Here is an 18,293-nt window from a genome sequence, read left to right on the forward strand (position 1 = left end):
CCTCCCGTCAAAACCTTTAAACCGCACAGTGCGGAGGGGTTTTCAGGAGCGGAGTGTACCTTATGTCGTGTTCTGGCCGATTTGCCGCATGCCGGACGTTATTGCCCCCTGTGGGGAGGGAGCTTGCTCCCTCCCCACAGAAGTGATCGGCTTAGCCTTTGGCCCCACGCTCAATCGCAAACCCGGCCCACGTCTGGCTCACCGGCATCAGCTCCAACCGGTTGATGTTCACGTGCGCCGGCGTGTTCAGCACCCAGAAAATCGTGTCGGCAATATCCTGCGGCTGGATCGGCTCGGCGCCAGCATAGGTAGCGTCATAGCGCGACTGATCACCACCGAAGCGCACCAGGGAAAATTCGCTCTCGCACAAGCCCGGCTCGATGTTGGTCACCCGCACGCCGGTGCCCTGCAGGTCACAGCGCAGGTTCAGCGAGAACTGCTTCACGAATGCCTTGGAGCCGCCGTACACATGACTGCCCGGGTAAGGGTAGTTACCGGCGATGGACCCCAGGTTGATGATCCCGGCGCCACGGCCATGGGCAATCAGGCGCGGCAGCAGCAGGTTGGTGGTGGTCAGCAGCCCTTTGATATTGGTGTCGACCATGGTTTCCCAATCGTCGAGGTTGCACTTGGGCGCGGGGTCGGTGCCCACGGCCAGGCCTGCGTTATTGATCAGCCCGCGCAACGTGGCGAACGAGGGCGGCAGGTTGGCGATGGCGTCTTCCATGCCTTTGCGATCACGCACGTCCACCACCAGGCCATGCACTTCGGTCTGCTTGGAAAGCTCTTCGACCAGGGCATTCAAGCGCTCGGCGCGGCGGCCGGTGAGCACCAGTTTCCAGCCGGCTTCGGCAAAACGGCGGGCACAGGCTTCACCGAAACCTGAAGTGGCGCCAGTAATAAACAGCGTGTCGGACATGGTGTTCTCCTTGCGGGCAACGGGAAAAAGTTGCCAGCAGAATGCCCTTACGCCGTCTTCGCGGCAACCGCTACACGCGCACATTCATGTTTACTTGATCACTTTTTGACCATACTTGGCGGAACCACATAAACCGTGGCCTGCAGCCATATACGCGCAGGTTATCCACAGCTGCGCCCACAGTCTTTGGGGGCAAGTGCAAATCGCTTCGAGCCACGGCATACAAGGCCTCCAGGCGATTTTAGAAAGTTTTTTGCTTGACCTGGGCGGGAGGCGTATGCAGGCCTTTTATGCCGGTGAAATCCGGACGATGGCTACAGGCCAGTCATTCCGGCCTGTGCGGCGGTCTTTCCAGAGTTTAGTCACAGACTTATCCACAGGCTGACCTGACATAAAAAGGTCATATACCTGTGTCTTTAAACAGCTTGACAAACCCCTCGGCGGGTCATCAAAAAACCGCTGATCAAATACTAACCGCACCGCTGCAAGCCACGTGGTTAAAGGCTTGTAGCCAGCTACTCCCACCTTACCCACAGCCGGTTCCACAGCGGATGGGGACAAGTCAAAACTGTGACAAAACAGGGATTTGCGGCGGCTATATGTCGCGCTTTGGAGGGTGTCTGGATTTGTTTTCCACAATTTGGCGCGGAGCGTATGGAGCCCTCAAAACACCTGTAGGAGCGAGCTTGTTCGCGAAGAACGCCAGAACATCGCGTTCATCCAGGATGCCCGCGTCATCGTTAACGTTTTTCGCGAGCAAGCTCGCTCCTACAAGGTCAAGCGAAGCGTTAGTGGCCGCCGAGGTAGGCGTTGCGCACTTCCTCGTTCACCAGCAATTCCTTACCGGTCCCCGTCAGGCGAATCTCGCCGTTGACCATTACATACGCGCGGTCCGACAAGCGCAGGGCGTGGTTGGCGTTTTGCTCCACCAAAAAGATGGTCATCCCGGTGGATGCCAGCTCGCGCAGGGTGGCAAAGATCTGCTTCACCACAATCGGCGCCAGGCCCAGGCTTGGCTCATCGAGCAGCAACAGCTTGGGCCGGCTCATCAGCGCGCGCGCGATGGCGAGCATTTGCTGCTCGCCGCCGGACATAGTCATCGCCCGTTGATTACGCCGTTCCTTGAGCCGTGGAAACAGTTCGAACATGCGCTGCATATCTTCGCTGGCAAACTTGTCGCCAATGGGGATGGTGCCCATCAACAGGTTTTCCTCGACGGTCATGTCGGGGAACACCCGGCGCCCTTCCGGCGATTGGGCGATGCCGTTGGAGGCGATGTAGTGGGACGACTTGTGGGTAATGTCCACGCCGTTATAGAGGATTTGCCCCGACTCGGCCCGTGGCTGGCCAAAGATCGACATCAGCAGCGTGGATTTGCCCGCGCCGTTGGAGCCGATCAGGCTGACGGTTTCGCCTTCGTTGATGTGCAACGAGACTTTCTTCAGGGCCTGGATCGGGCCATAGAACACATCCAGGTCCTTCATTTCGAGGATGGGTGCGCTCATACCAGTTCCTCTTCATCCGCGCCCAGGTAGGCGGCGATCACTTTCGGGTCGTTGCGGATCGCGTCCGGCCCGCCTTCGGCGATCACGTTGCCGTGGTCCAGCACTACGATGTGGTCGGAAATACTCATCACCATGCCCATGTCGTGTTCGATCAGCACCACCGTGAGGTCGTGTTCGTCGCGCAGCAGGCGGATCATTGCGCTGAGGGCTTCGGTTTCCTGAGGGTTGAGGCCCGCCGCCGGTTCGTCCAGGCAGATGATCTGCGGCCGCGTGCACATGGCGCGGGCGATTTCCAGGCGGCGCTGCTGGCCGTAGGAAAGCTCACCGGCCAGGCGGTTGGCACAGTCCACCAGGTCCACCACTTCAAGCCAGTAGAAGGCGCAGTCCAGCGCGTCGCTTTCAGCCTTGCGGTAGCCCTTGGTATTGAGGATGCCCGCGAGCATGTTGCGGTTGACCCACATATGCTGGGCCACCAGCAGGTTTTCCAGCACCGACATTTCCTTGAACAGGCGAATGTTCTGGAAGGTCCGCGCCAGGCCTGCGCGGTTCACCAGGTGGGTGCCGCCGAACATTTTGTAGTACACCCGGCTGAGGAAGCTTTTCGGCGAGACAAAATCGGTGGCCTCAAAGCGCTCGCCGAGCAGTTGGATCACATTGGTCTGCTTGCCACGCACGTTGAGTTCGATCTTGCCGCCACTGGCTTTGTAGAAACCGGTGAGGCAGTTGAACACGGTCGTCTTGCCGGCGCCGTTGGGGCCGATCAGGGCGAAGATCGAGTTGCGCTCGACCTTGAGGCTCACGTCGCTCAAGGCCTTGATGCCACCGAAGTGCATCATCAGGTGTTCCACGGACAGCACAACTTCCTTGCTCATGGTGCTACCCCCTTACGTGGCGTCACACCGGTACGGCTGATCCTGATCAAGCCACGGGGTCGCCAAATCATCATCACCACCATCAGCACCCCAAACAGCAGCACGCGGTATTCGGAAAAGCTGCGCAGCAGTTCCGGCGCAACCGTCAACACGAACGCCGCGATCACCACGCCTACGGTCGAGCCCATGCCACCCAATACCACGATGGCCAGGATCAGCGCCGACTCGAAGAAGGTGAACGACGACGGGTTGACGAAGCCTTGGTAACTGGCGAAAAACACCCCGGCCAAACCGGCCGTAGAGGCACCGATGGTGAACGCCGAAAGCTTGACCAGTACGTGGTTCAGGCCCATGGAACGGCAGGCGATCTCGTCTTCGCGCAAGGCTTCCCAGGCACGGCCGACCGGCATGCGGGTCAGGCGATGCTTGATGTACAGCACGGCCAGTACCACCAGGAACAACACGATGTAGATGAACATGAACTTGATGTTGGGGTTGTAATCGATGCCGAAGAACTCGTGGAACGGGATGCCGCCTTCCTTTGCACGCCTGCCGAACTCCAATCCGAGGAAGGTCGGCGAAGGCACCGGCATCCCGTTCGGGCCACCGGTGAACGACAGCCAGTTGTTCAGCACCAGGCGGATGATTTCACCGAAGCCCAGGGTCACGATGGCCAGGTAGTCACCGTGCATTCGCAGCACCGGGAAGCCGAGTATGCACCCCGCCAGCGCCGCCGCGATGGCCGCCAGCGGCAGCACCGACCAGAAGCCCAGGCCGAGGTATTGGTAACCCAGTGCCAGGCCATAGGCGCCGATGGCGTAGAACGCCACGTAACCCAGGTCGAGCAGGCCGGCCAGGCCCACCACGATGTTCAAGCCCAGGCCGAGCAAGACGTAGATCAACCCGAGGATCACCACGGTCAGCAGGTACTTGTTGGCAAAGATCGGGAACACGATAGCGATCACGATCAGTGCCGGAATGATCCAGCGCAGCCGCGATTTGTAGTCCGGCGGCAACACGTGCACGCCGGAGCCGCTGCTTTCGAAACCCTGCAGGATCTTCACGCCCTTGGAGGTTTGCAGGAACAGGCTGAGGGCAAAGCGCCCGGCCATCACAATGGCGACCAACGTGGCAACGCGCAGCGGTTCCAGGTTGAAGCTGTAGCCGTCGAGCACCACGCCGACAATCGGGCCGAACACGATCAGCGAAATCAGCCCGGCGAGGACCGTATCGACCACACTTTTCTTGATATCGATAGAGTTGGCAGCAGACATGTTTACACCTTCGCCACAAGTGGGCGACCAAGCAGGCCCTGGGGACGGAAAATCAGAATCACCACCAGCAGGGAGAAACTGAACACGTCTTTGTAGTCAGAGTTGATCAACCCCGCGAACAGCGACTCGGAGATACCGAGGATGATCCCGCCCAGCATCGCCCCAGGCAGGGAGCCAATGCCGCCGAGTACCGCTGCGGTAAACGCCTTGATGCCGATGATGAAGCCGGCATAGAAGTCGAAGGTGCCGTAATTGAGGGTGATCAGCACGCCGGCCAGGGCGGCCATGGCGGCGCCGATGACAAACACGTAGGAGATCACGCGGTCGGTGTTGATCCCCAGGATCGAGGCCATCTTGCGGTCTTGCTGGGTGGCCCGGCACATGCGGCCAAGCTTGGTGTATTTGATGATGTAGGTGAGCAACGCCATGCCGGCGAATGCCGCCACGAGGATGAACACTTTGGTGTAGGTGAGTTGCACGAACCCGGTGCCGATATCGACGCGCCAGGCGCCGGCCAGCAGGGTGGGAATGCCTTGTTGCTTGGCGCCCTGGGCGATCTGCGCGTAGTTCTGCAGGATTAGCGAAATACCGATGGCGCTGATCAGCGGTGCCAGTCGGGTGGAGTTACGCAGCGGTTTGTAGGCGACACGCTCGATGACCCAACCGTATACGCCGGTGACGACGACGGTGAAGACCAAGGTGCCGAGAATGAGCAGCGGGAAGGATTCGATGCCGAAGTAAGCCAGCAGTGCCAGACTGATCGCCGCGAGGTAAGCGGAAATCATATAAACCTCGCCGTGGGCGAAGTTGATCATGCCAATGATGCCATAGACCATTGTGTAGCCGATGGCGATCAGGCCATAGACCGACCCGAGGGTCAGGCCGTTGACCAGTTGCTGCAGGAAAATACCATCCATAACGCAATCTCACGCGGTGAGCACCTGCACACCGGGGGTGTGCGGCGCTTCTGGAGGAAAAGACAGATTTCGATCACGACACAGTCCCCTTTGGGAACGGGCTTGCTCGCGAATACGGTGTGTCATAAACACATTCGGCAACTGACACTCCGCTTTCGCGAGCAAGCCGGCTCCCACATGTGGGGCCGTGGTGCTTGTATTTACTTCTGCTTTTCCAGCTGGTGGTATTTACCGTCCTTATCCCACTGGTAAACCACGTAGTCGGAGATTTTCAGGTCGCCCTTGGCGTCCCAGGCTTTTTCGCCCATTACGGTTTTAACCGGGTTTGCCTTCAGCCACTTGGCCGCGTCTTCGCCCTTGTTGGACTTGGCGCCGTTGAAACCGGCGGCCAGGGCCTGGATCGAGGCGTAGGCGTACAGGGTGTAGCCTTCCGGCTCGGTGCCGTTTTTACGGAACTGTTCCACCACCGCCTTGCTGTCCGGCAGCAGGCGCGGGTCGGCGCCGAAGGTCATGTAAACGCCGTCCACGTACTGCGCGCCACCGGCGGTCGCCACCAGTTCGTCGGTGACCACGCCGTCATCGGACATGAACTTGACATCTTTCAAGCCGGCTTCGCGGAGCTGGCGAACCAGGGGGCCGGCTTCCGGGTGCAAGCCACCGAAGTACACGACATCGGCGCCCAGGGAGCGGATCTTGGTGACCAGCGCGCTGAAGTCTTTTTCGCCACGGGTCAGGCCTTCTTCCAGCACCGGTTTCACGCCGCGCTTGGTCAGCTGGGCAGCGGTAGCGTCGGCCAGGCCCTTGCCGTAGGTGTCCTTGTCGTTGATCACCGCGACTTTCTTGCCCTTGAGCACGTCGACGATGTAGTCGCCGGCGACGATGCCTTGCTGGTCGTCACGCCCGCACATGCGGAACATGGCGCCCAGGCCGCGCTCGGTCACCTGCGGGTTGGTGGAGCCTGGGGTGATTGCGATGATGCCCGCTTCGTCATACACCTCGGAGGCCGGGATGGTGTTGGACGAGCAGAAGTGCCCGACCACGCCGATCACTTTGTCCTGGTCTGCCAGGCGGTTGGCCACGGCCACAGCCTGTTTTGGCTCGCAGGCGTCATCGCCGGCCACCAGCACGATCTTCTCGCCGTTGACGCCACCGGCCTTGTTGACCTCATCGGCCGCGGCCTGGGCACCCTTCATGTACTGCTCACCGAAAGCGGCGTTGGCGCCCGTCATCGGGCCTGCCACACCAATTTTCACATCAGCTTGAACAAACGTAGAAACACCCAGCGCCGCTGCAACGGCGAGGGCCAGAAAACCTTTCTTGTAAAACGTCTGGGACATGAGTGGTGCTCCGATATTTTTTGATTTTTGGCACGACAACTTGCATTCAAACCTTTCACTGAAAGCTCAGAGCAAGCCGCGTGCCATTACGTTTTTATTCTTCAAAAAGACACGGTGTCATTGTTATTGCAGGCGTTTCGCGTCCTCCCGCCAGGACGTGCAACCGTCTAGCCTCGCAAGGTGCAACCGGCAGGCCAAAAAAGTACAACCCCGAACGGTGGCGCCTGCAACCGGAGCGATAAACGACAGCTCCAGTGGCTGTAACCATGTGCGTAACGGAACTGCACATTTACAGTGCGCGATTGCTACAACTTGCACCAATACAGATGATTAGCCGACTAAGAAAATGCCGGCTTACGCGCGATATTTCGCGGCTCAGACCACAATCCGAAGGCATTGCCCCGCGTGGTACAGCGAGAATCCCGCCTCATAAAGGCAACTGCGCAGGCCCACGCCCGCCAGAGGTTGCATCGGTGCAAAGGGGATCGGCAGCGCTTGGGGGTTGTGGTGACACAAATAATCGGCAAACGCTTTGCCGACCACGCTGCCGGTGGTCACCCCGCGCCCGTTGTAACCGGTGACCGCCACCAGCCCAGGCGCCGGCTCGAACAAACGCATCAGGTGATCGGGCGTAAAGGCGATGCAGCCGGTCCAGGTGTATTCCCACTGCACCGACTTGAGGTACGGGAAATAGTGTTGCTGGACCCGATCGGCCCAGGCCTTGAGGAACCAGGTCGGCTTCTGGTTGCCGTTGCCCAGGCTGCCGAGCAACAGGCGGCCATCGGCATCACGGCGGATACTGCTCAGCACCTGGCGCGTGTCCCATGACCCCTGGCCACTTGGAAGGATGCGCCTGGCGGCTTCATCGGTGAGCGGCGCCGACGCCACCTGATAGTAATAACCGGGGAAGAAGTTACGGCGCAGCTCGGTCCATTCACCTTCGGTATAGGCATTCGAAGCGATCACCACCTGTGCGGCTCGCACCGCGCCTTGGGCGGTCTGCACACACCAGTCGGCGCGCTGGCGCTCAAGCTGGGTGACGGGGGAATGGTCGAATAACTGCCCGCCCAACCCGACGGCCGCATTCGCCAGACCACTGGTATAGGCCATGGGGTTCAAGGTGCCGGCACGTCGGTCCAGCAACGCGGCGGCGATTTTCGAGGTGCCCGTGGCTTGCTCGCACGCCTGCCCGGTCAACAATTCGACCGGCGCGCCACGACGCTTCCACTGCGCTTCACGACTGCGCAGATCCGCCTCGCCGCGGGCGTTGTGCGCCATGTGCAAGGTGCCGTCGCGACGCAGCTGGCAATCGATGTTGTATTTGTCGATCAGGCCGAACACCACCGACGGTGCCGCGCCCAGCATGCGGTTGAGCTGGCTGCCCACCGCTTCGCCGAAACCGGCTTCGATCTCGTCCGGCGGGATCCACATGCCGGCGTTGACCAGCCCGACGTTGCGCCCCGAACCGCCATGGCCGGTGCGATGGGCCTCCAGCACCGCGACGCTTTTACCTTGTTCCAGCAAGTGGATGGCGGCTGACAAACCGGTGATGCCGGCGCCGATCACGCACACATCCACCTTGAGCTCGCCTTTGAGCGCAGCGCGATCCGGCCGGCCGGGGGTGAGGTGTTCCCATAAACATGTTTCACGTAAAGGCATTGCCAGACTCCGGAGAGGACCTAACAAACATCTGTTTTTTATTTTGAATCAATCAACTGTGGGAGCGGGCCTGCTCGCGAAAGCGGTGTGCCGGTCAACAGATAGACGGCTGATCCACCGCCTTCGCGAGCAAGCCCGCTCCCACATTTTCAACCGCGTACCTATCTCAGTCGAAGGTGATGCCCTGTGCCAACGGCAACTCCAGCGAGTAGTTCACGGTATTGGTCTGGCGACGCATATACCCGCGCCACGCATCCGAGCCCGACTCACGCCCGCCGCCCGTTTCTTTCTCGCCGCCAAACGCCCCACCGATTTCCGCGCCGCTCGGGCCGATGTTGACGTTGGCGATGCCGCAGTCACTGCCCACCGCCGACATGAACTGCTCGGCTTCGCGCACATCGGTGGTGAAAATGCACGACGACAAGCCTTGTGGCACCGCGTTGTTCAGGCGCAGGGCTTCGGCGAAGTCGGTGTAGCCGATCACATACAGAATCGGCGCGAAGGTTTCGGTGCACACCACGTCGCTCTGCTCGGGCATTTCCACAATCGCCGGCGACACGTAGTAGGCGTTGGGGAACTGCTCTTGCAGCTGGCGCTTGCCGCCGAACACCTTGCCGCCCTCGCTCAGGGCTTGCTCCAGGGCGTCCTGCATGTTGTCGAAGCCGTGCTTGTCGATCAGCGGCCCGACCAGGTTGCCTTCCAGCGGGTGACCGATGCGCACCTTGGCGTAGGCGGCCTTGAGACGGGTGACGATGTCTGCCTTGACCGACTCATGGGCGATCAGGCGGCGCAAGGTGGTGCAGCGCTGACCGGCGGTGCCGACCGCGCTGAACAGGATGGCGCGCACGGCCATGTCCAGGTCGGCGCTTGGGCCGAGGATCATCGCATTGTTGCCGCCCAGTTCGAGGATGCTGCGGGCAAAGCGCGCGGCGACTTTCGGCGCCACTTCGCGGCCCATGCGCGTGCTGCCGGTGGCGCTGATCAGCGCCACACGCGGGTCGTCCACCAGCGCGGCGCCGGCATCGCGGCCGCCGATAATCACTTGGCTGAGGTACTGCGGGGCCTCCTTGAAGTTCTTCAACACGCGCTCGAACAGCGCCTGGCAGGCCAGCGCGGTGAGCGGGGTTTTTTCCGACGGTTTCCAGATCACCGCGTTGCCGCACACCAGCGCCAGGGTGGTGTTCCACGCCCACACCGCTACCGGAAAATTGAAGGCGCTGATCACGCCGACCACGCCCAGCGGATGCCAGGTTTCACGCATATGGTGGCCGGGGCGCTCGGAGGCGATGGTCAAGCCGTACAACTGGCGCGACAAACCGACGGCGAAGTCGCAGATGTCGATCATTTCCTGCACTTCCCCCAGGCCTTCCTGGGTGATCTTGCCGGCTTCCCACGAGACCAACTCGCCCAGGTCGGCCTTGTAGTGGCGCAACACGTCGCCGAACTGGCGCACCAGTTCACCGCGACGCGGGGCCGGCACCTTGCGCCAGGCGTCGAATGCATGCTCGGCGCGACTGACCTGCTGTTCCACCTCGGCGGCCCCTTCCCAGTGCACGCTGCCAATACGGCTGCCATCGATCGGCGAATGCACGGGCTGTGCGCCCGCCTGGTACAGCGCCGGGTTTACCCCTAGACGGTCAAGCAATGCGGCAACCATGGGTCACTCCTTCAATCACAAACAGAAAAATGTGCGCCGCGGCCGGCACGACGATCCAGGCCTCATTTGTAGCTGGCCCAAGACTTGCCAACAAACGACGATTAGGCGAGATATCATTCCGTTTATTCATGCAAAGAATAAAAAGAGGCAAGCCGTGCTGAACAAAAGACATTTGCCCTCGATCACCGCCTTGCAGTGTTTCGAAGCCGCCACCCGTCACCTGAGTTTTACCCGCGCCGCCGAGGAACTGAACCTCACCCAAAGCGCGGTGAGCAAACAGGTGGCGCAGTTGGAAGACTTGCTGCAACACCTGCTGTTCCGCCGCGTGCGGCGCCGCTTGCAGATGACGCCGGCGGGCGATCTGTACTTGGTGGAAGTACGCAAGATCCTCACACAGGTGGAGATGTCCACTCACTACCTGCGCTCCTACGGCGGCGAGACCGAAGTACTGCGCGTGTCCACGCCCTACACCTTCGGCGCACGCTGGCTGGTGCCGCGCCTCAAGGGCTGGCGCCTGCGTCACCCGCAGACCCACCTGGACCTGTGCAACGAACAGGAGCCGGACGAACTGCTGCAAGACAAAGCCGACATGGCTTTCTATTTCGGCCAGGGTTCACGCCCCGGCACCGAGAGCCTGAAACTGTTCAGTGAAGAGCTGGTGCCGGTGTGCGCCCCCGAAAGCCTGCCCGCGCAGCCCTTCACCGATCCCACGCAACTGAGCAACCTAGTGCTGCTGCAAAACGCCTCGCGGCCCCAGGGTTGGCATGACTGGTTTGCCGACCAGGGTTTCCACACTGAGCACAGCTACCATGGGCCGCGTTTCGACACGTTCTATATGTGCATTCGTGCGGCGCAGGTCGGCTGCGGCGTGGCGCTGCTGCCGCGGTTCCTGGTGGAGGAAGAACTGGCCGACGGCAAACTGGTGATCCCCTGGCAGCATGCGATGCCGAGCCAGGATGCGTATTACCTGGCCTATCCCGAGCATTCGGCGGAGGTGCCCAAGGTGCGGGAGTTTGTGAAGTGGATGATGGAGCAGGTTCAGGGGTAGGCCCGGCGATATAGTTTTTACAAAATCTTCCGAGCCTGCGTTAAAAGTTTGCGGGACGACGTGCGACTCTCATGAAAGCAGGCGCCATTCAACCTCCCGCTCACTGCGCGTGATCTTGTGGGAGAACGGCCAACTGCGTACCTGGTAGCGCTCGTTCAACACTGTCGGCAAGACCTCGCCCTTATCGACATGCCCAACGCCGCCCCCCCCCTGGCTACGTAATAGCCAAGGGGAAGCCAGCCGACTTCCCAAAAGCGCTTACCGGGCAGGCTTGGCCGCTGTAGCAGTTGGGCGCGGATAAGTGGGACTGGCTGAACGCCGGCGAGCCCGGCAAACCTTTGCCGGTAGCAGGGTCGAGTAACCTGGCTTTGGCCAACTGAACGTGGACAGAACGCTCAATTACCCCGATGCGTAGGCAGCCATGCAAAAAATCACTGGCAAACCGACCCGCGTCTATGCGCCACTAGCCCCCCTCTTTAATTGTGCGTAAAGGTCGGCGCCCAGCCTCGACCCGTCTGGAGATTCCCGTTATGAGCGAGAGTGTGTTTGCCGATCGCATCGTGCAGAACCTGCTCGACACCGACTTCTACAAGCTGACCATGATGCAGGCGGTGCTGCACAACTACCCGAATGTGGAAGTTGAATGGGAGTTCCGTTGCCGCAACAGCGAAGACCTGCGCCCGTACCTGGCGGAGATCCGCTACCAGATCGAGCGTCTCGCCGAGTTGAGCCTGAGCCCGGACCAATTGGGTTTTCTGGAACGCATCAGCTTTATGAAGCCGGATTTTTTACGCTTCCTGGGACTGTTCCGCTTCAACCTGCGCTATGTGCAAACCGGCATCGAAAACGGTGAGCTGTTTATCCGCCTGCGCGGGCCGTGGCTGCATGTGATCCTGTTTGAAGTGCCGATGCTGGCCATCGTCAGCGAAGTGCGTAACCGCTACCGCTACCAGACCGTCATCCTGGAACAGGCGCGCGAGCAGCTGTACCGCAAGTTCGACTGGCTGACGGCGAATGCCGGCAGCGATGAGCTGTCGGAGCTGCAAGTGGCCGACTTCGGCACGCGTCGGCGCTTCTCGTACCGGGTGCAGGAAGAAGTGGTCAGCGTACTCAAGCACGACTTCCCCGGCCGTTTTGTCGGCACCAGCAACGTGCACCTGGCCCGCGAATTCGATATGAAGCCGTTAGGCACCATGGCCCATGAGTGGATCATGGCCCACCAGCAACTCGGCCCACGCCTGATCGACAGCCAGATCGCCGCCCTCGATTGCTGGGTACGCGAATACCGAGGCCTGCTGGGCATCGCACTGACCGACTGCATCACCACCGATGCTTTCCTCGGCGACTTCGATTTGTACTTCGCCAAGCTGTTCGATGGCCTGCGCCACGACTCTGGCGACCCGGTGCAATGGGCGGAAAAAGCCATCGCCCATTACCACAAGCTGGGCATCGAGCCGATGAGCAAGACCCTGGTGTTCTCCGACAGCCTGACGTTGCCCAAGGCCCTGGAGATTTTCCGTGCGCTGCGCGGGCGCATTAATGTGAGCTTTGGTATCGGCACCAATCTGACCTGCGATATTCCAGGGGTGGAACCGATGAGCATCGTGCTTAAAATGACCGCCTGCAATGGCCAGCCCGTCGCCAAGATTTCCGATGAAGCGGGCAAGACCCACTGCACCGATCCCAATTTCGTCGCCTATTTGCGTCACGTTTTCAAAGTACCTGCCCTATCCAGCAAGGAGTGAATCATGCAAGCCGTACAGCGTGAGATTGCGCAGCAGCTCAAGGTGCAAGCGCCGTTCAAAGACCAGGCCGCCCTTGAGGCAGAAGTTGCCAGGCGCGTGGCTTTTATTCAGGACTGCCTGCGCAATTCCGGGCTCAAGTCGTTGGTGCTGGGCATCAGCGGCGGTGTCGATTCCCTGACCGCAGGCCTGTTGGCCCAACGCGCGGTGCAGGAACTGCGCGCCGGCAGCGGCGACGAAGCCTATCGTTTTATCGCCGTGCGCCTGCCCTACGAAACCCAGTTCGACGAACACGAAGCCCAGGCTTCGGTGGACTTCATCGAGCCGGACGAACGCCACACCGTCAACATCGGCCCGGCGGTCAAAGCCTTGGCCAATGAGGTCGCGGCGTTCGACGGCAAACCGGCGGCATCCCGCGACTTCGTGCTGGGCAACACCAAGGCACGCATGCGCATGGTCGCGCAGTACACCATCGCAGGCGCGGCCGGCGGGCTGGTGATCGGGACCGACCATGCAGCGGAAGCGGTAATGGGCTTTTTTACCAAGTTTGGTGATGGTGCCTGCGACCTGGCGCCGCTGAGCGGGCTGGTGAAGAACCAGGTGCGTGCGATTGCGCGGCATTTCGGCGCGCCGGAGTCGTTGGTGGAGAAAGTGCCGACGGCGGATTTGGAAGACCTGTCGCCGGGCAAGCCGGACGAGGCGTCACATGGCGTGACTTATGCCGAGATCGACGCGTTCCTGCACGGTGAGCCGGTGCGCGAGGAAGCGTTCCGGATCATTTGCGAGACGTATCGCAAGACTGAGCACAAGCGCGTCATGCCATTTTCGCCTTGAGGCAGATGGCCTTCGCGAGCAAGCCCGCTCCCACATTTGACCGCATTCCCCTGTTAGAGCTCGGTCAAGTGTGGAAGCGGGCTTGCTCGCGAAGAACGATAACGCGGCGTTACTTGACGACTACCGTGCCTTTCATCATCGAGATGTGGCCCGGGAACGAGCAAAAGAACGCGTAGTCCGTGCCCGCCGTCAGCTTCGACACATCGAAAGTCACCGAATCTTTCTCGCCGGCGCCAATGATCTTGGTATGGGCGATGATGCGGTCGTCGCCTGCCTTCAGGTAGTCCTTATCAATGCCAGCGGCCATGCCGTCGGTGGCAACTGGCTGCATGTTGGCGGCGCTGGTCAGCACCCAGTTATGGCCCATGACGTTTTTCGGCAGGTTGCCGGAGTGAGTCAGCTCGACGGTGAACTGCTTGCAGCTCTTGTCGATAGTGATTTCTTTGGTGTTGAAAGACATCTGGTCGGTGGAGTCGACAGTGACCTTGCACTCTGCAGCAAGCAACTGGCCGCTAGCCAGCGTCAGCAGGGAAACAGCAACGAGTTTGGCGAACATGTGAATCTCCAAGGCAGGGTTGAATAACGCATATTAAGACAAGGGTGCCTCAATCAGGCTTGAGTTTTTATGATCTGCATCAACAGATTGTATACAACTTTAGGCTATCAGACTCATCAACACAATCTACCAGCCAACGGCACGGCAACTGAATATGATCGGCCCATCCCCCATTGGAGCCCCAGCCATGCACCTCAATCAACTGTTCAACGGCCTGCTGGCCGCTTACGCCAGCGGTAAGTGAAGGCCAAGCGCGCTGCTAAGCTGCTACCATAGCGACCCAAGGCAGCCGCGCGCCGCCTACCCCTCACCTTCGACCCTAGAGGATCGCCCATGGCCAAACCTAATTACTCCTTCGCCAAACGTCAGAGAGACTTGGCCAAGGAACAGAAGAAAGAGGAAAAGCTGCAACGCAAGAAAGCCGCTGCAGATGAAGAAGCAGGCGCACTGAACCCGGACGTCGATGCTGAAGAAACCGGCGACGACACTGAAACACCAAAAGATCCGGCTGAATAATTTCCTTTGTGGTGAGCAGGCCCGCCTTGCTCGCCACAATCCGCCACTCCAGCGGCATCACCGTCACCCGTACTTGCGGGTCATGGCTCCCTCCTCCCAGGATCACCCCTCGCAACGGCGATACATCGGAAAAATCCCGGCCCCACGCCAGGGTGATGTGTTCCAGCGCCGGCCGCACGTTATTCGTCGGATCGGAATCCACCCATCCCGATACCGCGCAAAACACCGACACCCACGCATGAGATGCATCGGCGCCGATCAGCCGTGGCTGGCCGGGCGGTGGCTGGGTGAGCAGGTAACCGCTGACATAGCGTGCCGCCAGGCCCGCGAGCGCAGGCAGGCGAGCATCAGGTGGGCAAAGTCCTGGCACACGCCGCGACGGCGCTCCAGCACTTCCACCAGCGGCGTGGCGACCTGAGTGGCCTCGGAGTCGAAGGTGAATTCGCTGAAGATCTTTTGCATCAGTGCCTGCACGCCTTTCAGCAAGGGCTCGCCGGGCGGGAAGCAACTTTCAGAAAACTCGACGAAGGTTTTTTCAAATGCACGTAAGGTGATTCGAAGCGATAGCGGCAGGCTTCGATCACCGGTTGTGACAGCGGTTGGCTGCTGTAGGTGAAGCTGTCGCGGGTGCGGTCCCACGCCAGCGATTGCCGCACGTCCAACGCGGGTCGCGCCCGCACCTCCACGGTCAGCCCGGCATTGATCAGCAGTTCATCATGGGGCCGTTCGACGCCAGGCGCGTGATGGGGTTGCCGAACACGTCCAGCTCATCCCGGCGTGAAGAGGGCTGCGGGCTGATGTCCAGGGTTTGCCAGGTACACCGTTGCCACGCACAAGGTCGCGGCCATAAATGCGCCAACTGCTGGGTTAGGGACACTTGGCTGTTAGGGCGGCGGTGTTCCACTCGGCACCATCAGGGTCATCAATGGAAACGAAGGTCGGCTCGCCGCCCATGGTCAGGCGTACGTCGTGCTTGAGCAGGTCGTCATCGATCTATTGGCCCAGGGCCTGGATCGCCCGCCATTGCTCCTCGGTGTAAGGCTTGGTGATCTGCGGGGCTTCCCAGAGACGCTGCACCGACATTTCGTGGGTGAATTCGCACTCGCACGGTCCCACCCACTCGCTGGTCAGTGCCGCCGAGGATGGATCGGGACTACAGGCCAACGGAATATGCCCTTCACCGGCGAACAACCCGGAGGTGGCGTCCAAGCCGATCCAGCCGGCGCCGGGTAAATACACTTCGCACCCGGCATACAGATCGGTGAAGTCCACTTCGGTGCCGGAGGGACCATCGGCAGGGTCAACCCATAGGACAGAGGATGCGGACCAAAGGCAATAGTGGGCAGTACCGCCAGCACACAGAGTGCGAACAGCGCCACCAGCGGCCATACCCACTGCGGTCGCCCGCGCGCGATCATGAAATTGCACTGCACGATGCCCCACGTCAGCGCGAGGCCACCCAGGAAGGAATACTTGAGGTTGAAGTCCATCGGCAAGCGTGGGAAATAACTGTCGAAAATCAACGGTACCGCAAACACAAGGCTGAACACCGCCGCGAAAATCGCGCCCATGAAGACCGGAAAATAACGGGCGAGAAAGCTGCGCATGTCGGGGAAGCCGTTCATTCGGTCAAATCCTCGTACAAGCCGATCACAATGGTACGGGCCGTACCGACATGCCCCGTTCGATAGCTACCGGTGATGCCCAATAGGCCGACATTTGATCGGGTATATCAGACGGATCACGGTCAACGGTGGGAATTGGCTTACCTGCGAGGGCGATTGAATGAGCGCAACCTTAACAAACAGGCCACCCGCCTGCCAGAAAGCGAAACGCCAGCTCAAGGCTGGCGTTTTGCATGTTCAGGTTGCGATCAGCGCGGCGCCACCGGCTTGCGCGCAGGCGTCTTGCGACGGGCGCTGAGGGTTTGGCGCAGGTGGCGAATCTCCACGAGTTTGGCGCGCATCTCTCGCTGCCCTTTGCTGTTGAGTATCAGCAGCCCGAACAGAGGAAAAGCCAGCGCCAACCCATAAAGAACCCGGTGAGGGCTGTACTGAATCATGGGCAACACAAACAGCAGACAGGCGGTGTAGATAACGACCATCACCCACGCCCAAGAAGGCTTTCCCCGCAGAATCATAAAGTTGCTATGCACCGTCAGCAGCGTGAGCACTGCCCCGGCCAGCATGATCTTGAGCCCGACTTGAGCAAGGGGCGCATCATTAAAATAGGTGACGAACGCCAGCGCCACGGCCAACGCCAATGAGAAATACGCAGCAAATACGCCGCCCAGAAATGTCAGAAAGTAATGCCTGAAAAAGTCTCGAAGCGTCATTAATTCGCCCATTCCTTTACCTCCTCGTACAGCCCGATCGCGATGGTATTGACGTTTCCGGAGTAGGCGCTCCCGCCGAACCCTACGACTGCGCTCAGGGCGTCCTTGATCTGGGTCGTTGTGCCGTGCTTGAGCTGCGTGGGGGTGAAACGCTTGGTGAGTTCACCCGACGCCTGCTTGAGCTTGAGTAGCTTGGACGTCAATTTGGGATCATTGATGCTCAACAGTTCTTTGGTCAGCCTGGCTCTTTCCTGGCGATTCAAACCGCGAAGCACTTCGCGCAGACTCTTGCCCGTCGAGGCTTTGGCGACCTTGACCAACTTGACCGTCGTCAGGGTCGAAGCGCCCACGCCGACCAGCGACGCTGCGTCGAGCACAATGGAAGCATTCTGGTACCAGCCTTCACTGTCGAGCCAATCGTTGACCTCAGGCTTGGCCACCTCAAGCGTCGTGCGAGCAAGGCCATTGATGCATTGCAGCGAACTCGCGCCCGCCGCCGCGTACCCTATCACCACCACGACGGAACTGGCGCCGGCGCTGAACGGCACCAGCAGGGTACCGCTGGCAATTGCAGCCCAACTGATGACAGCGCCCAGGCAAGAGATTCCCGTGTTCACCGCCTCGCCGATCAGCCTGGACTCTCTAGGATTGCTCGTCACATGCTGAGCGAATTGTGTCGGTGCAACGTACTTCTGCGCCTCCCGCAGGATGATGCGCTTGGGCTGGATGCTGCAAATGGGCTTGAATTCGCGCAGGGTAATGACGTTGAAGTCGGCGTCGATGTAGACGACGCCTGCGCCAACAATGCCGGGGTCAGCATCGATAGCCGCAAACAGGCGCGGCAGGTTGATCTGGCTTTCAATGCGCTGGCGCGCCATGAACTGGGAGCGGTTGAAGTCCATGCCGATGCCAGCCAGGGGGTTGCCCATGGGGTGTTCTTCCTTGAAGAGGTAGAGACTGAAAGGACGCTACCGGGGGCAAGCCCTAATGCCAGTCAGTTAAGGAGGAGCGCTTTACCGTGGCGAGGGAGCTTGCTCCCGCTGGACTGCGCAGCAGTCCCATTTTCTGGGGTCGCTTCGCGGCCCAGCGGGAGCAAGCTCCCTCGCCACGGTAAAGCGCTCC

Annotated in this window: 15 protein-coding genes and 2 pseudogenes; 4 read left to right on the plus strand and 13 right to left on the minus strand. The window is 60.4% G+C overall.

From position 1 onward, the window contains the following. Positions 1 to 151 precede the first annotated feature (151 nt). From Q1V60_RS05590 to Q1V60_RS05625, 8 genes are all read right to left on the minus strand, one after another. A complete protein-coding gene (locus Q1V60_RS05590; RefSeq protein ID WP_300628223.1) occupies positions 152 to 919 on the minus strand; it encodes an SDR family oxidoreductase in 768 nt (255 codons plus the stop codon). A gap of 788 nt (positions 920 to 1,707) precedes the next feature. After that, a complete protein-coding gene (locus tag Q1V60_RS05595) occupies positions 1,708 to 2,424 on the minus strand; it encodes an ABC transporter ATP-binding protein (protein WP_300628225.1) in 717 nt (238 codons plus the stop codon). Beyond that, positions 2,421 to 3,296 carry an ATP-binding cassette domain-containing protein gene (locus Q1V60_RS05600; protein WP_005784285.1) on the minus strand — a complete coding sequence of 292 codons (876 nt, stop codon included), beginning with the start codon at positions 3,294 to 3,296 and terminating at the stop codon, positions 2,421 to 2,423. Before Q1V60_RS05600 ends, Q1V60_RS05595 begins: the two co-directional genes overlap by 4 nt. Beyond that, positions 3,293 to 4,570 (minus strand): high-affinity branched-chain amino acid ABC transporter permease LivM, encoded by a 1,278-nt coding sequence (gene livM / locus Q1V60_RS05605; RefSeq protein ID WP_300628228.1) that lies wholly within the window; start codon positions 4,568 to 4,570, stop codon positions 3,293 to 3,295. The genes Q1V60_RS05600 and livM overlap by 4 nt, the downstream gene beginning before the upstream one ends. Positions 4,571 to 4,572: 2 nt before the next feature. Next, complete coding sequence (locus tag Q1V60_RS05610) at positions 4,573 to 5,487, minus strand: branched-chain amino acid ABC transporter permease LivH (RefSeq protein WP_300628231.1); 915 nt, start codon at positions 5,485 to 5,487, stop codon at positions 4,573 to 4,575. Between the two features lie 200 nt (positions 5,488 to 5,687). Then, complete coding sequence (locus Q1V60_RS05615; protein WP_300628233.1) at positions 5,688 to 6,824, minus strand: branched-chain amino acid ABC transporter substrate-binding protein; 1,137 nt, start codon at positions 6,822 to 6,824, stop codon at positions 5,688 to 5,690. A gap of 375 nt (positions 6,825 to 7,199) precedes the next feature. Next, positions 7,200 to 8,483, minus strand: a complete 1,284-nt coding sequence (locus tag Q1V60_RS05620; protein WP_300628235.1) for an FAD-binding oxidoreductase — start codon at positions 8,481 to 8,483, stop codon at positions 7,200 to 7,202. Between the two features lie 166 nt (positions 8,484 to 8,649). Beyond that, on the minus strand, positions 8,650 to 10,140 hold the full coding sequence (locus Q1V60_RS05625; RefSeq protein WP_300628236.1) for an aldehyde dehydrogenase family protein: 1,491 nt from the start codon (positions 10,138 to 10,140) through the stop codon (positions 8,650 to 8,652). Between the two features lie 154 nt (positions 10,141 to 10,294). On the opposite strand from Q1V60_RS05625, the gene Q1V60_RS05630 reads away from it, so the two are divergent. From Q1V60_RS05630 to nadE, 3 genes are all read left to right on the plus strand, one after another. Next, entirely contained in the window at positions 10,295 to 11,188 is an 894-nt protein-coding gene (locus Q1V60_RS05630) for a LysR substrate-binding domain-containing protein (protein ID WP_300628237.1), read from the plus strand. Positions 11,189 to 11,718: 530 nt separating this feature from the next. Further along, a complete protein-coding gene (pncB, locus tag Q1V60_RS05635; protein ID WP_076951882.1) occupies positions 11,719 to 12,933 on the plus strand; it encodes a nicotinate phosphoribosyltransferase in 1,215 nt (404 codons plus the stop codon). Positions 12,934 to 12,936: 3 nt separating this feature from the next. Further along, positions 12,937 to 13,764 (plus strand): ammonia-dependent NAD(+) synthetase, encoded by an 828-nt coding sequence (gene nadE / locus Q1V60_RS05640; RefSeq protein WP_300628241.1) that lies wholly within the window; start codon positions 12,937 to 12,939, stop codon positions 13,762 to 13,764. A 109-nt stretch (positions 13,765 to 13,873) separates the two neighbouring features. On the opposite strand, the gene azu is transcribed toward nadE, so the two are convergent. Continuing rightward, positions 13,874 to 14,320, minus strand: a complete 447-nt coding sequence (azu, locus tag Q1V60_RS05645; RefSeq protein ID WP_300628244.1) for an azurin — start codon at positions 14,318 to 14,320, stop codon at positions 13,874 to 13,876. A 333-nt stretch (positions 14,321 to 14,653) separates the two neighbouring features. On the opposite strand from azu, the gene Q1V60_RS05650 reads away from it, so the two are divergent. After that, positions 14,654 to 14,836, plus strand: a complete 183-nt coding sequence (locus tag Q1V60_RS05650) for a hypothetical protein (protein ID WP_243353253.1) — start codon at positions 14,654 to 14,656, stop codon at positions 14,834 to 14,836. Positions 14,837 to 14,882: 46 nt separating this feature from the next. On the opposite strand, the pseudogene Q1V60_RS05655 reads toward Q1V60_RS05650, so the two are convergent. The 4 genes and pseudogenes from Q1V60_RS05655 to Q1V60_RS05670 all read right to left on the minus strand — a co-directional run. Further along, a pseudogene (locus Q1V60_RS05655) lies at positions 14,883 to 15,740 on the minus strand (transglutaminase family protein); the annotation flags it as partial. Further along, positions 15,722 to 16,129: pseudogene (locus Q1V60_RS05660) on the minus strand (transglutaminase family protein); the annotation flags it as partial. The pseudogenes Q1V60_RS05660 and Q1V60_RS05655, both read right to left, overlap by 19 nt. A gap of 580 nt (positions 16,130 to 16,709) precedes the next feature. Then, positions 16,710 to 17,183, minus strand: coding sequence for a hypothetical protein (locus Q1V60_RS05665; protein WP_300628247.1), 474 nt, complete (start codon positions 17,181 to 17,183; stop codon positions 16,710 to 16,712). Beyond that, the gene (locus Q1V60_RS05670) at positions 17,171 to 18,100 is read right to left on the minus strand and encodes an NAD synthetase (protein ID WP_300628249.1); all 930 of its coding nucleotides are present in this window, start codon (positions 18,098 to 18,100) and stop codon (positions 17,171 to 17,173) included. Before Q1V60_RS05670 ends, Q1V60_RS05665 begins: the two co-directional genes overlap by 13 nt. Positions 18,101 to 18,293 lie beyond the last annotated feature (193 nt).

The organism is Pseudomonas sp. (assembly GCF_030147005.1).
Lineage (GTDB): Bacteria > Pseudomonadota > Gammaproteobacteria > Pseudomonadales > Pseudomonadaceae > Aquipseudomonas.